General features: G+C 35.4%; 15 protein-coding genes. 10 read left to right on the plus strand and 5 right to left on the minus strand.

Translation table 11 applies throughout. The features are described from left to right. Positions 1–7: 7 nt before the first annotated feature. A complete protein-coding gene (locus tag ACFSJE_RS05035) occupies positions 8–2,539 on the minus strand; it encodes a tellurite resistance TerB C-terminal domain-containing protein (RefSeq protein ID WP_379829890.1) in 2,532 nt (843 codons plus the stop codon). 399 nt (positions 2,540–2,938) lie between these two features. On the opposite strand from ACFSJE_RS05035, the gene ACFSJE_RS05040 reads away from it, so the two are divergent. Then, on the plus strand, positions 2,939–4,348 hold the full coding sequence (locus ACFSJE_RS05040) for a DUF2971 domain-containing protein (protein WP_379829891.1): 1,410 nt from the start codon (positions 2,939–2,941) through the stop codon (positions 4,346–4,348). Between the two features lie 220 nt (positions 4,349–4,568). Here the strand turns inward: ACFSJE_RS05040 and ACFSJE_RS05045 are convergent, their stop codons facing one another. Together ACFSJE_RS05045 and ACFSJE_RS05050 are read right to left on the minus strand one after the other, a co-directional pair. Next, positions 4,569–5,666, minus strand: a complete 1,098-nt coding sequence (locus tag ACFSJE_RS05045) for a hypothetical protein (protein WP_379829892.1) — start codon at positions 5,664–5,666, stop codon at positions 4,569–4,571. A 1-nt stretch (position 5,667) separates the two neighbouring features. Beyond that, entirely contained in the window at positions 5,668–6,459 is a 792-nt protein-coding gene (locus ACFSJE_RS05050; protein WP_379829893.1) for an RNA polymerase sigma factor, read from the minus strand. Between the two features lie 133 nt (positions 6,460–6,592). Here ACFSJE_RS05050 and ACFSJE_RS05055 point away from each other — a divergent pair, with 133 nt between their 5' ends. The 4 genes from ACFSJE_RS05055 to ACFSJE_RS05070 all read left to right on the plus strand — a co-directional run bounded on the left by ACFSJE_RS05055 (position 6,593) and on the right by ACFSJE_RS05070 (position 8,934). Further along, on the plus strand, positions 6,593–6,856 hold the full coding sequence (locus tag ACFSJE_RS05055) for a hypothetical protein (RefSeq protein ID WP_090294722.1): 264 nt from the start codon (positions 6,593–6,595) through the stop codon (positions 6,854–6,856). A 104-nt stretch (positions 6,857–6,960) separates the two neighbouring features. Next, entirely contained in the window at positions 6,961–7,497 is a 537-nt protein-coding gene (locus tag ACFSJE_RS05060; RefSeq protein WP_379829894.1) for a hypothetical protein, read from the plus strand. 14 nt (positions 7,498–7,511) lie between these two features. Beyond that, positions 7,512–8,009: a hypothetical protein gene (locus ACFSJE_RS05065; RefSeq protein WP_379829895.1), complete on the plus strand. Its 498-nt coding sequence runs from the start codon at positions 7,512–7,514 to the stop codon at positions 8,007–8,009. 28 nt (positions 8,010–8,037) lie between these two features. Beyond that, positions 8,038–8,934, plus strand: a complete 897-nt coding sequence (locus ACFSJE_RS05070; RefSeq protein WP_379829896.1) for a hypothetical protein — start codon at positions 8,038–8,040, stop codon at positions 8,932–8,934. Positions 8,935–9,173: 239 nt separating this feature from the next. Here ACFSJE_RS05070 and mobB read toward each other — a convergent pair whose 3' ends face one another. Together mobB and ACFSJE_RS05080 are read right to left on the minus strand one after the other, a co-directional pair. Further along, positions 9,174–10,196 (minus strand): MobB family relaxase, encoded by a 1,023-nt coding sequence (gene mobB / locus ACFSJE_RS05075; protein ID WP_379829897.1) that lies wholly within the window; start codon positions 10,194–10,196, stop codon positions 9,174–9,176. Positions 10,197–10,201: 5 nt separating this feature from the next. Then, positions 10,202–10,786 carry a BfmA/BtgA family mobilization protein gene (locus ACFSJE_RS05080; RefSeq protein ID WP_379829898.1) on the minus strand — a complete coding sequence of 195 codons (585 nt, stop codon included), beginning with the start codon at positions 10,784–10,786 and terminating at the stop codon, positions 10,202–10,204. 481 nt (positions 10,787–11,267) lie between these two features. On the opposite strand from ACFSJE_RS05080, the gene ACFSJE_RS05085 reads away from it, so the two are divergent. The 5 genes from ACFSJE_RS05085 (at position 11,268) to ACFSJE_RS05105 (ending at position 14,013) form a co-directional block, all read left to right on the plus strand. Continuing rightward, positions 11,268–11,681 carry a VOC family protein gene (locus ACFSJE_RS05085; RefSeq protein WP_119646735.1) on the plus strand — a complete coding sequence of 138 codons (414 nt, stop codon included), beginning with the start codon at positions 11,268–11,270 and terminating at the stop codon, positions 11,679–11,681. A gap of 24 nt (positions 11,682–11,705) precedes the next feature. Next, complete coding sequence (locus ACFSJE_RS05090) at positions 11,706–12,113, plus strand: GNAT family N-acetyltransferase (RefSeq protein WP_119646737.1); 408 nt, start codon at positions 11,706–11,708, stop codon at positions 12,111–12,113. 249 nt (positions 12,114–12,362) lie between these two features. Next, a complete protein-coding gene (locus ACFSJE_RS05095; protein WP_235855404.1) occupies positions 12,363–12,551 on the plus strand; it encodes a hypothetical protein in 189 nt (62 codons plus the stop codon). Next, positions 12,517–12,816 (plus strand): CPBP family intramembrane glutamic endopeptidase, encoded by a 300-nt coding sequence (locus ACFSJE_RS05100; protein WP_379829899.1) that lies wholly within the window; start codon positions 12,517–12,519, stop codon positions 12,814–12,816. The genes ACFSJE_RS05095 and ACFSJE_RS05100 overlap by 35 nt, the downstream gene beginning before the upstream one ends. A 99-nt stretch (positions 12,817–12,915) precedes the next feature. Beyond that, complete coding sequence (locus ACFSJE_RS05105) at positions 12,916–14,013, plus strand: serine hydrolase domain-containing protein (protein ID WP_127137554.1); 1,098 nt, start codon at positions 12,916–12,918, stop codon at positions 14,011–14,013. The last annotated feature ends 10 nt before the right edge of the window (positions 14,014–14,023 follow it).

Consider the following 14,023-nt stretch of genomic DNA (forward strand, 5'->3'; position numbering starts at 1 on the left):
ATGATTTTCAGTTTACTATTTCACGGTAATAAGACTCTTCTACAATATAGCAATCTTCATCTTCCTCTATCAACACTTCTCCTTCGAGAACATCAAAGCACACTTCATTAATACCATCAATGAGATGATTTTTCTGAATTCCATTTTTCAAGGCAAATTCTTCCGCTTCCACTTGATTAATAGAAAAGTTTTTATTTGCAATTTTGAGTAGAAACTCCTTTTGGATTATGCTCAAAGTAATTTTCCCACTGAAATCCATTTCCTTGTTTTGATTTATGATAACTTCATCGACAGGAATTTCTGACTCATTCTTGCTATCTTGTTCCTTATTGTCTTCAACACTCTCACCCTCCAAATACTTGCTAAGGATATGCATAGTTTTCGAATGCTTGCTTTCAACAACTTGGATTTCCTCCGAATTTAGAATGATTTTTTTTCTTTTAGGAGCATAAAAATCATCAAGCTTATTCAAAGCATCCTCGACACTCCCTCCTTTCTTTAACTCATCGATTATACTACTAAACTCAATAAATTGGCTTTCTGTTTCAAATAATATTTTTTTTACAGTCTGAGTTAATTGTTTATCCTGAACCTTGTCAGATTTCAAATCATAATCAATATACTTGACGTAGTATTTCAGACTAAGAACCTTACTATATTTAGAAACTGTTTTTGAGGCATCATAAAAAATAATTTTAATGTTGGAGTTTTTCTGATTTACATCCTCCAAAAAGATAATTCCCTCTGCAAATTCCTTTATATTTCTTTTGCTCAGGGTTTGTTTATATAAATCAAATTCGAATTTCCACCTATTAACGTTTTGGCTGTTTAATTCAAGTAGCGTAGGCCGGTCTGGCTCCTTAATCTTTGATTTCAGCCCTTCAATAATAACGTCCAAAGACTTACCTATTAGCTCTTCAAAATTTGTGTTAAGTTTGTTTTCAGAATAAGGAAACCTATCTGAGATTTTGCGGTTGTGCCTGTAACAATCTCTTATAGAATTTTCAACTCTTTTGAAAATTGTCAAGTAAGTTTCCGACTGGACTCTTTGGTTTATGTACTTTAATTCATAAAAATTGTCTCCTATTTTGTAATGATCTTTGACCAACCTTTGAAGCCCTTTAATTTGTGAATTTAGGCTTCCACCAGCCTTATCAAAATTTGATTCCAATTCTTGAACCACCAATAGATATTGCTTTATGATTGCAATACAACACCCTTCTATCGAATTGAAAACATTGGGAGAGTTATAAAACTTATTTAATAATTTAGTCTCCCCATTTGACAATTTTAGTTTCGACTTATATAGTGCGCCGAGTTTGTATTGATCTGGGTCATAATCTGAAAATCCCACCTCATACTGGTAGCTTGGATTTTCTAACTTTTGAAGCATTTCAAGAGAAGTAGGATCATTTCTAGTCCTTAGTCTGTCTATAAGTGCATGTAAATTGTAATACTTTGTCTTTGAACATGACTTTCCTAGGAAAATAAATTGTTCCAATAATTTGTGGATATCCTGATGTCTTTGAAAGTCATTAAGTAAATCAAAATGAAGAATAAAGGCATAGTTAGTATTACTTTTGATGTCTAACAATATTCCATTGAGAAAGTTGGATTTATACTTAGAATAGAATCTCTTATGGCTGTTGGAGGCAGAATTTATAGGTTCATATGAATAAATATATTGATGAGGCCAATAAGGAACTTCTTCAAATTCTTCTTGGACTATCTCGGTATTGATTTTTTCATTACTTACATCAATAATCCCGTCATTCTCTGAGAAATTTTCACTTTCATTTGAATTTTTGGATAACTCAGAAAGTTTTAAATCATCTTTAGTAGATTTCTCCTGATACTCTTTTTTATCAACATTAACACTGAAATTGTGAGAGTCAATTTTCACTTCGTTAATATCTTTGGTCCAATTCAGCTTTTCTTCTCCATAATTGACTGCTGACTTCCCATTGTATTTAGCATCAAATTTGTCATCATCAATAAGTAGAAAACTTACAAAATCAATAATTCCAATTAAAGTGGAAAGAAAAGTCCATGAGAATATAATATACAATATCCCACGCCATACCTGATTTAAATAAAACCTGTGTAAACCAATTGTTCCTCCAAAAAAAGCCAACAACGAAGTTGTATGTTTATTTCTTACCCTCTTTCCATACCTATATGCAGAATAGGAAAAAATGAAGAGAAAGGTCAAGACCAGAATGAACCATAGAAAACCTTGTTCACTGGAATTCATTCCTTTTTCCGAAGAAAGTTCAGGGCCTATTTTTGAAATGGGTTGATAGTCAATTTCCTCAATATACTTGTTCGATGTAAATCCTATAACACCCTTATATTCTACCTTGCTCCAAATGGAATTGTCAGATTCCAATATCTGTATAGTATCTTCTAATTTTATAACACCTAATACAGGAAAACTAGTGGATGGGCCTTCTCGCAAAAAAACATCAGCCTTGGCAATCGCAAACTCTTCATTTGTTTCCTGAAAAATTGAAGGTATAGAAGCCCCAAAAAATGTCATTTATGGTTAGTGTGTTTGGAATATGAAAATCAATGATAAGCATTTAAATTTAAGAAAATTCCTAAAATATTTATACTATGATTTCTGATGGAATCCTCCTTCGATTTTCTAACCTTTAGCACCCTAATTGTCCACGAAGCATTATCAATATATTTTATAATTACTATATTAGAAATAATCTGCCGTAATCTCCCCCCGGTATTGACCAGTTTTTTGACAATATGACAGGCACATTGACTTGTTGTGATTCAAAGTCAGCTTATTAATTGCAAACATCAGAATTACTAATGCAATTGTTGAAAAACATTAAGAAATGGAACATCAAAGCTTGTTCTAATTTCAATAAATAATTAATTGAATTTACCATAGGTATTTGACAATGCTTAACTTATTTAGCTTATGGATTACTTTGGATTAAACAGAGAACAAAATTTCTTTGAAAAATTAAAACAAGGTCTTGGAGAGTATAAAAAACAAGGATTGTCAGTAAAATTCTATGATAAAGACCTTTTTAAACCAGATGATTATCATAAACATGATATTGTCATTTATAAGTGGAATAATGCCCTTGCTGTTATTGAATTTAAAAAGCATTCCCAACGTACCATTTTCGACCCATTTAATTTCTCCCTCGACAACGAAAGTGCCTTAGCAAGGTTCGAAATCGTTGTCACTCCAAATGATACTGTTTTTGTAAATGATAAGTATAAGAAAAATGAGGATTTTAATGAATTATCTTTCGATCAGTTAATTCAAACGATTGCAAACCCAGATCCAATAAAATTTGGTGAATTAGAAAAACTTAAGATTAAAAATGTATTCCTTGAGCTTCAAGAGGAATTATTTAGTGATAATATCGTATTACGAAGATTTATTAATCAAAAAGAATTCACTGATTGCCTAAGCTTAAAGGACAACTCATTTTCATGTTATTTTGAAGATAGTAGAACAGGTATTTCTGAATTTGAAAATCAATTTTTTATCGCGTTACTTGGGAAATTTGAGGATAATCAAATCTGTAGATACACTACAATAAATACTATTTTCAGTATGCTTAACTATATGTCCTTTAGGATGAATGGACTTGTTGGCATGAACGACAAATCCGAGGTTAATTATGTGGACACCTACCTAAAGGGATTTGAAAAACCTTTGATTGATGAACATCATTCAAGGATAAGTGCTCTGAATAGACGATATATAACATCTTGCACCTCTATTAAGAAAAAAGATGATTTAACAATGTGGCGGTTATATGCTGATGACAGTCAAGGTGTTTGTCTAACATTTAGCGTGAATACAAAAAAAACAAATGATCACGTACTAATTCAAAAAGTTAGATATGCAGACAAAAATGGCAAACATCCAGAGCTAGAATATTTGCTGGCTGTACAAAATAGAATTAGTAATGCCTTAGGGTTTTCATTTCAATTTAGAAAGCTTGGTATCTGGAAGCATTTTTTTAAGGCATATGAATACGAAATTGAGGATGAAGTCAGACTCATGGTAATAGATGATGACAAAATACCAAAAATCAAAACAGACTGGGTTTTAACCTTTACACATACAATCCTTAATCCAATAATCGATTTTCAATTGAATAGCAGTGTTTTTCCGATTCAATTAAAAGAAATCATGCTTGGCCCAAAATGTCCAGAACAAGAAATCAATAAAGTCCAATTGGAAGAAATGTTAAGGCAAAAAAGAAAGCATATAAGGGAAAACAATAAAGATTCTTCCAAGTCTAAAATAGATTCAAAATTAGATAAAATAAATATAGAATTGTCTTCAATAAAACATTACAGATAAGGATTAGAATATTCAAAAATCAATGCAATCCAATATTGCACATTCATAAGGTCTTTGGGTAATATACTTTTTAACAATAACCTAAAATAATTAACTAAACATCTATTCCAGGTTGTGTCCAAAAATTATAAGAGAGCCCACGCGTTGTATATGCTTTTAGCATTTAGTGAGTGTCATTGACCTCACCTTACGGGTGTACAAGCACCCTCCATCGGTTTTGTTAATCAATTATAACTTCGAGACCTGCTTTATTGGCCTTATATTTTATTTTGGTAATCAAATCACAATAGCTCCAATTTCTTAATACAAATCCCTCTTCTTTAGCAATCTCAGTTTTTTCCTCCTGATTCAAAAGTATGAGTGTTCCTGCTCTATGTTTAACACAAAAATCAATCAACCTCCGACTATAGACATGCAAACGGTTATGGACATATTTACGTTCTGTTTGGCCAAGTCTGTCAACTGCCTTTAGTTTTCTTTTGATGCCTTTACCCGATTTGGAATATGTTGCCCCGATCTTTGCCCGTCTGTGTGCCGATTGTATCGCCAGTCTTCTGTATAAAAATTCTTCCTTTGTGCCAATAGTAAGCCTTGCCTTACCAACCTTTACTACAATAGGATATTCAAGGGACAAAGAGGCTTCGGCAACAACCTCTGGCCTTAGTTCATGGTTTTCTTTTTCAATTTCAAATACTGCCAATAAGAAAATCTTGCCTTCCTTCAATTTGATGTGTGATGTGCATAGTTTAGTTTCTCCTTTGACAACTCGCTCTAATAACATTCGTTTATCCGTAAAATCCTTACCCAAGTAGGTTTTAAAGGGAATCCGAAACAAACGGAAGCAAAAGGCTTTCTTCTCTTCATTATAGGATAATCCACTCATACCCTCCAAGTCAAAAGGAAAGGCCATATCCCTTCTGAAATTTTTCAAAGAACGTTCACCATTCCAGTACTCTGGTCTGTTCTTCTTGAAAGATGATATCAAGGCCTGGTTCAAATTGGACAATATGTTTGTGGGGATTTCCCCTTTAAAACGGTCTGATACCACTCGATAGGTGGTGTTGATCCTAGAACGGTTAAGGATTCCTTTTTCATCCTTCTTTTCATCAGCCAATTTATATTTTATCACCTCTGAGAGATAAAAGAATTCCTTTATCATTTCCTGAACATAAAGATGGGTCACTATGAGGTTGGCTGCCCTAAAGCATCGGTTCTGCCACTGGTACAGTTTATCCAAGGCCTCCTTTTTCTCCTCTATGGTAGGGAAATCAATCAGTATTTGGATCTTTCGAGTGAGTTTTAGCGTAGACTTTTCCATGTTAGGCTGATTGCAATTGATGTTTTGCTTCCATTAGCCTATAGGCTATCATGAATTCCTGATGCACTTCCTTTTGAGAGAGGTTAAGCTCATTGGCTATTTCGGAAAAGGAATATCTTAGTTCACAACGCATTTTAAGCACCTTTGTCTGCTCTTCGGTCATCTCGCCAGTAAACTTTATCTCATCCATATTGTTATTACTGGAATCGAGCTTATTTCCTCGATGAAGAATGGTTTTAATATCCTCAATGGCTTCCTTGATCTCTCTACAGGTTTCATTGATACCTTTTCCCATTGCTTTGGAAATAGCTTTATACTGAAAGCCGTATTTCAAACACAGACTGATTACATGTCTTTTGCTGTCATCCAATAAGGGCAGGATGCGTTTGATACTTTCAAACTTCTCTTGTTCCCCTTCCTGAAGTTTAAAATTGTTATTGTCTTCAGCGGGGTCATACCCGACCATATAGTCTTGGTAATTCTCAAAACTCTCCAACGAGTGGACTTTCCTGAAAAACTTGTTCCTTGGGCGTGCATAGTATGTAAGGCACTCCCTTTTCATCACAAACCGCAAGAAAAAATAAATGTGCTTGGGTGATTCCAAACTGTCCCTATGTACCCACAACTTTAAGAATACATCCTGAACCAATGTTTCCACAACAAAGCTATCATCAAGAAAGCTCTTACCAAGCCAGAAAATCTGTCTGTTATACCTGGTATAGATTTCCGCAAAAGTTGAAGAGCAACCTTTCTTCAATAATTCAAGATGTTTGTTGTCGATATTTGAAATCACGAGCATAAAATTTTAATGATAACTTACCAAATGTAATCATTTATTTATTAATCGTAATTATTAACTTATTATAAGTATATTTTACAGTACTATAAATGAATTACTTGTCATTTTAGGGTTAACAAATACGCCCATGACAAAAAAAGATGATCATAAAGACCCTGCACTGGTTTCCATAGGTTCAATGTTCGAGACGGGAAAAATTCGAAAGATGTACACGCTTGCAGAATTGTATCCGACCCGAATAGCAAAATCCCTTGGTATTAATTATGGCAGATATATGGTCAAGCTGAACCATCCCGACAAGTTCACTATGGGAGAAATAGTTAGACTTGCAGACTTACTAGATATAGAACCTGACATGATAACCAAGGTCATATATGCGGAATTGAAGTAAAAATTGAAACCTAGCTCCGAAAAACCATTTTTTTCCTGACTATTTCTTTAGAGGTTATTTTCAAAAGCTCAATAAAATGACTCACTATCAATATTAACCAACCTATGACCAAAAGAGATTTTTTCAGGATTATTATTAGACTATTTGCCCTTTACCTTTTATTACTGACGGTATTCAATTTTATTCCTACCAACGTAAGTTATTTGACCTATGAATTGGCAATTTGGCCAATTCTCATAATTCTCGGTTCGGCTGCATTCATGATTCTTTTGTTCATCTTTTTACTTCAAAAATCAGATACGGTAATCGATGTACTTAAACTGGACAAAGGTTTTGATGATGAGAGAATAGAGTTTGGAAATTTGGGAAGTCTTGAAATTGTCAAAATAGCTTTGATCTTTATTGCAGGATTTATGATTCTTGACCATTTGCCAGAGTTCCTTCATTATTGCTACCTAGGATTCAAAAAGGAAATTTCCTCCACTGGCTTAAGTCCATTTGAGGCTCCGGGTCTTTCAGAGTATTGGGACTATTTCAGATGGTTTGTTTCAGGGATCAATTTATTGGTGGGGTATCTTCTACTTTCTAATTTAGGCAGGGTTGCAAGATATTTATTGAAACTTAACAGAAACCAAAGTTAAAGTTCAAATAAACGATGACAGAAAAAACCAACGAAATAATTGAATACGGTAACCTGGCGATTGGTATTGGAACAATTGCAATTGCAATTGTTTTTGGAATAATTTCCTGGAGAAGCACAAAAAGTGATAGGGCAGTTCATATAGCCGATAAAAGGCAGGAATGGGTCAATTCATTTAGGGATAAAATTTCAAAAAGTATTGCATTGCAAATTCATTATGATTCTATAATCGATGATTGTTCTTTGGAAGAACTAGATGCAATGTTAAGAGAGTGGAGTACATTGCTTTATCAAATAAAATTTATGTTTCCCTCCGAAATGAAAGTAAGGGATAGATTGGAAGATTTATTTCATGAAATATTTGAAGAATTAAGGATTAGAAAAAAAACTAAGGATAGGAGTGGTGATAAACTTGCCAAATTGCAGACAGATTTAATAAACATAAGCGATTCTATCATCAATACCCAGCGTACTAAAATTGTGAGGCTTGACAGCTCTAATCCACTTATATAATTTAACTATAAATTAAGTTCAAAAAAAGATGAACCCTTATATTCTATTAGGAAGGATTTTGGAGAGATTTTATGGTAATGGGATTTCAAAAGTCAATGGGTATAAAGGATTTGAATATATACATGAAACCAGAAGCACTGTTTATGTAAAACGGGAAAATGGACAAGAAGCTCCTATTGCGTTTGAAAAAATCATCGATGGAATAGAAGCATTTCAATTAAAACCCGAATTATATAATCAGGGTCCGTCCGCATTGAGGGATTATGGTATTACTCATATTACTAGCCCTGTATGGTCTCTTTTGCATCTGCTTCAGATTGAAGACTATGAAAAAAAGGAATTAGCGAGACATCAGACTAAGAAGATATCAATTCTTGATGAACATGGTATTTTGGAACATGAGTTGGAACTCTCCTGGCGAATCTATGAACTTGCATTGAATGCTTACCATCATGCAGATTACTTATTTCTTAAAGCCAGTGAAGAAGAGAAGAGAATTATATCTAATTCGCAGTCCTTAAAATTTCTGAGAGTAGTTTGTGCCAGAACATGTATTTTAGAGTTATCCAAATTACTAACAAAAGGGCAAAATAACCATTATAGTTTTTGGAACTTAGTAATTAGGTTGAAGAAAAAGAGATTTGTTGGAAATATTAATATCTCAGCAGAAACGTTAGTTGAAATTGAAAGGTCTTTGTTTATCAATAAAGATAACATTGAGAAAATTAAAACAATCAGAGATAAAGTGGTAGCACATGATGATTCCAATAATCATCTTGTTTCAAGACAAATTTTCACTAATCTTTTGCCATTGCTAGAACTGACACACTCAATACTAAGTAAATTGTGTATTGAGCAATATCAAAAAGTCTGTCCACCTGAGCCAAAGAACGATATCAGATTTGATATATTTAATCATTACTAATTTGGAAATGTTTAAATAAAGGAAGGTAAACCAACCACCCCTAATTCTTTCAATATAAAGAAGTCAATCTCAATAACAATGCTTCTTTAAATAAAAGCGAACGGAACGCAGTGAAGAGCTGCAAGCGTCCCAAATACTTACCCCCAACTTTTGCGCATGGATCCTGTAGGGTTTTTGTAGCGTTCCGGCAGATAAGCGTGAAGCAAAAACACGATAGGGCGCAACCTACTTTATGGATTTCAGTAGCCCATATCCTCACCCGTGCTCCTAGCCTTATCAATGCCCTTTCCAAGTGCCTTGATTATCTTGGCCGCCATTTGCACTTTATTGGTCGGTATACTGGGAGCTTTCACACCCATCGTTTTTAGAAGTTTAAAGGCCATATCCTTTTCCTTGGTGGGCAGTCCCATGACCTTTGCAAAGAACTTACCCGGTTCCTTGGCATGGGCCTTTCTCCCAACATAGGATTCCACATAGTTCCTTTTAAATCCTGTTGTTTTATCAAAAGTCTTCTCCGCTGATTGATAAAAACTGTCCCTATCAAACCCTCTCTTGACCGTCTTTCCGTTCAATTCAACCTCGGATGCCTTGTGCTTGGCCATAGGTGATAGTGTATAGGTGTTTGTAACGTCCCTTCTGCTCACTATGATATGGACATGGGTCTGTGGCCCTTCCTTTTGCATCCCTGCGGCCACCAATTGCCCGTTCTGTTTATGTGGGGCCAATCTTTCTTGCTCTTTGATTCTTTTTTCGAGCTCAATGACATTCCCGAGGGACTCGCCCCTTTCCACTTTCCGTATCTCGTTCCTGAGCCTAGCTATTTCCCCTCGATAGGGCGCATTCTCCTGAACCTGTTTGTCAAATCCACGATAGGTACGTTCATGCTCTATCTTGGCGTAATATTTAAGGTTCTTGGCCTTGACCTCTTGGTTCCTGTGGAAACTCTTGGCATAGTCCTCCATGAGCTTCCTTGTATATTCCCTTAGCATATTGGGGTCATTGGCAATGGCCTTTAGTTCCCTTTTATTGGGGCTGACCACTATGGAATAGAATTTCGGGTCTTTCTGCCTCAACTTGGCGGTATTGGCATCTATTTCCTCGATGACCGTTTGAGGGCTTACGCTGTCGTTCTCTTGGTCAAAGAATGCCTCCATTTGTTCGGGCAACCTGTCCTCGTTTTCCTTTTCCAGATAGTCAACATAGTTCCCTACACTGGAATTATAGGTACTGCCCATTTTCTGTGCTGAGATGGTAAGGTACATTGGCGTTATCTTAATTGATGTTTCAGGCTTTCAAAATCCCTGATGCCCATATTGATCTTTAGATACGGCTTTCCCATCATCGGCTCCACCTTTTCAACACTGTTGAGGATTTCATTGCAGTGCTCTTTATAATCTTTGAATTCTTGCAGTATCCTATCGTGCTCTATTTTTGGAACGGTATTCCTTGGCTCCAAAAAATCCTTCCGCTCTTCCTGAATCTGGACTGGTTCAGGTCTCGGTTTCCTCCCATCTTTCACATAGGCCTCATAAAGTATCAACATCATTTCATAGGTGGGCCGGATACTTGTCTTTTCCATGTTCTTGATAATGGCGATGATCCTATCGAATTTTCTCATCATCTTCAACTCCAACTTTTTGATACTGTCAATAATGATTTTCGTTCCCTCTCCAAAAGGGTCAAGGTTGTTCTCCTTGAAGTATTGTATCATTCCATCCAACACCTCACTATGTGACTTGCTGAACTTTTTGGAATAGCTCCGAAAACGTCTGGCCGTTTCCTTCTTTACGGTGATATTGGAATAACCACCTGTTCCTTTCTCTGTTCTACCGCTTGTTGATTGCTTTTCCATAGGTACAATTTTGTTTTTTCGTCAAATTGCGTCAATTTTTTCGTCAAAAATTTCCAGTGTTTACAGGGCTTCCCAAAGGGTTTACTGTAGATTTCGGAAAAGTCTACTGTAGCCCCTGATTTTGCGCAATATTCCAAAACCAACTCAATTAACTGGTTTTCAACTTGTTGAAGACCCGAAAACAACCGTGATGGCGCAATCTGCGCATCACCCTCTTGCTATTCCTTCGTCCCGCAAGCGGGACCGAATAAATACAGCATGATTGAAAATCAGCTAGCCTATAAATGTTCTTTGTTTGTGCGGATTTTTGGAAAGTCAAATCAAAAAGGAAAACCCGCCCGTACTATTAAATAGTAGTATTCAATAATATAAAGATACAATTTTATTAACTAAAAAAATGACCTCATAAAAGTCCTCTATCAGGGTTTATATTGTTAATCGTAAATCCCTAAATTTATATAGGTTTAAATAAAGTATTTTAATGTACAATAGAATTGCCCATATCGCTTTGGTTGTAAAGGACTATGATGAGGCAATTCATTTTTATACGCATAAACTGGATTTCGTACTTCTTGAAGACACAAAGATTGATGAATTTAAAAGGTGGGTGGTTGTTGCATCATCCGGAGCAAAAGAATGTTCTTTATTGCTCGCCAAAGCTGCCAATGAGAAACAATTGGCCAGCGTTGGGAACCAAACAGGAGGCCGTGTTGGATTTTTTCTTTTTACAGATGATTTCAATAGAGATTACGACAAACTGGTCAATCGGGGGGTAACATTTGTAAGAACTCCTAAAAAGGAGCCTTATGGAATTGTGGCCGTGTTTCAAGATCTTTATGGTAATTTATGGGACCTTTTGGAGCCTAATGAAAATAATAAGGGAGTAATAAGATAAAAGAATCCAAAGCTCATATAAACTATGATAGAATACAATGTAGAACACAATTTGAAAGTTGAAGAGTTCAAAGAGGTTTTGGTAAATTCCACTTTAGGTAACCGTCGGCCAATAGATAACCTTGACACCTTGAAGAAAATGGTTGAGATGGGGAATCTTATTATTACAGCTAGACATAAAGGCAAACTTATTGGCATTTCCAGATCGCTAACTGATTTTTCATTTTGTATCTACCTGTCAGATTTAGCAGTTGATATAAAATATCAGAAAAAAGGGATAGGAAAAGAATTGATTAGAAGAACGAAAATGGAAGCACCAGAAGCCAAATTAATTTTACTGGCCGCGCCTGAAGCTATTCCTTACTATCCTAAAATAGGGATGACCCAATATGAACATTGCTATTATTTAGATAATATTCAAAACTTAATTTGAGTTGATAAAGTTCAAATAAAAGATAAGCCTTAAACGGAAAACATTCAGATATAGCCAACCTCAAATGAATCTGACCAAAAAACAAATAGTACTCGCATCCCCTATTTTGATAATTGCAATCAATTTTGGTAATGCATTTATATTTGGGGGAATTATTGGTAAATGGGCCTTTATACCAATAATATTGATTGAATGGTGTTTATTTCTGTTCTTCATTTATAGGTATTCCGATAGAGAAATAAGAACAAAATGGCTGCAAAGGCCAAAAGGGCCATTTCTTTGGAACCTTTTGGCATTGCTGATTGGTTTTTTGCCACTGCCTTTGTTTTTAATGCATTATCAAGCATTGGGGAATTGGAATGTTTGGGTTCCTTGGATTTTATTGGCTTTGATCAATCCTTGGTTGGAAGAATATTATTGGCGTGGACTGCTGCTTGAGCATTCCAAAAAATGGTCGAACTGGGCAGCGATTCTTTTTACAAGTCTGGTATTTGCCCTTAACCATGCCGTTTTTGGGGTAAATTCGGAGCTAAACAAGGGCATGACCATTATAGTATCAACTTTCATTATGGGGATTGTTTGGGCATTGGTTTTTAAAAAAACGTCGAGTTTACGATGGATTGTACTAGCGCACTTTTTGGTCGACTTTTTCAACTTGTCCGCAGCCTCATTTTTAGACTTGTATGAAAAAGGAAATTGGTAAAATATATTTTAAAAATTAAACTTTTTGAAAGCTCTGTATTTTGATACTTGACTTTAAAGTTCAAATAAACGATTGCTCACAAAGTATAAAACAAAAGATATGATGAAGAAATGCCACATTACCATAGGCTTTATTTTTATGGGCCTAATGGCTTGTAAAACCAATAACCTGAGCTACGATGAAGCATTGTTTAACCAAATCGAGAATGGTGGCTTTAATGGCAATGTACTCGTATTCGAAAAAGGAGAGATCAACTTAAAAAAAGCTTTTGGATTGGCAAATATCAATAATGGCGATTCCTTAAAAATTGGTTCTATTTTTAGACTCGGGTCGGTCAGCAAACAATTTACCGCGATGGCGGTTGCCATACTTGAAGAAGATGGAGTACTTTCATATGACCAAAACATTCAGGATGTTATACCGGAACTTCCATATATTGGAATTACAGTAGAACACCTTTTGCAGCATACTTCGGGTTTACCGGACTACTTAGATCTTATGATAAACCATTGGAAGCCTGAACTTGAAGAGAATGACCCCGCTAGGTATATTTCCGGTAATGAGGATATAGTTCAAATGATGATTGAGAAAACGCCTGAAATTCATTTTGAACCTGGACAAAAATGGGAATATAGTAATACAGGGTATGTTTTATTGGCGACAATAGTTGAGCGCGTTTCTGGAAAGCCGTTTGAAGTATTTTTGAAAGAAAGAATTTTTGAGCCTGCCGGAATGACCAATACATCTGTCTATAAATTCGTTGACGGTCAAGACCCCAAAATGCCGTTACGGGTTTTTGGTTTTTCAGATGAAAATGGAGAACGAATATTAAATGATACTCATTTTCTAAATTTTGCCAAAGGAGACGGAGGAGTGTACTCTACATTAGAAGATCTTTTGAGGTGGGATAGGATTCTTCATACGGATGAACTTGTTACGGCAGCTACTCTTGAAAGGGTTTTTACAGCTGGCAAGTTGAACAACGGGGAAGCGTTTGAGTACGGTTTTGGATGGTTCTTGGACAATAAAAATCCTAGGATTAAAATTGTCTATCATGGTGGTGGTTGGGTCGGATTTGGAACCTATATATACAGAGATATTTCTCGTGATTCTTGTTTTATAATTTTGACCAATAATTCAAGTTGGCAAGAAGTCGAGACCCTTGTTGAGAAGTTCAAAATCATAATGGCAAACTAAAAGTTCAATA

The sequence above is a fragment of the Flagellimonas iocasae genome (assembly GCF_042682725.1).
In the GTDB taxonomy this organism is placed as follows: Bacteria; Bacteroidota; Bacteroidia; order Flavobacteriales; family Flavobacteriaceae; genus Flagellimonas; species Flagellimonas iocasae.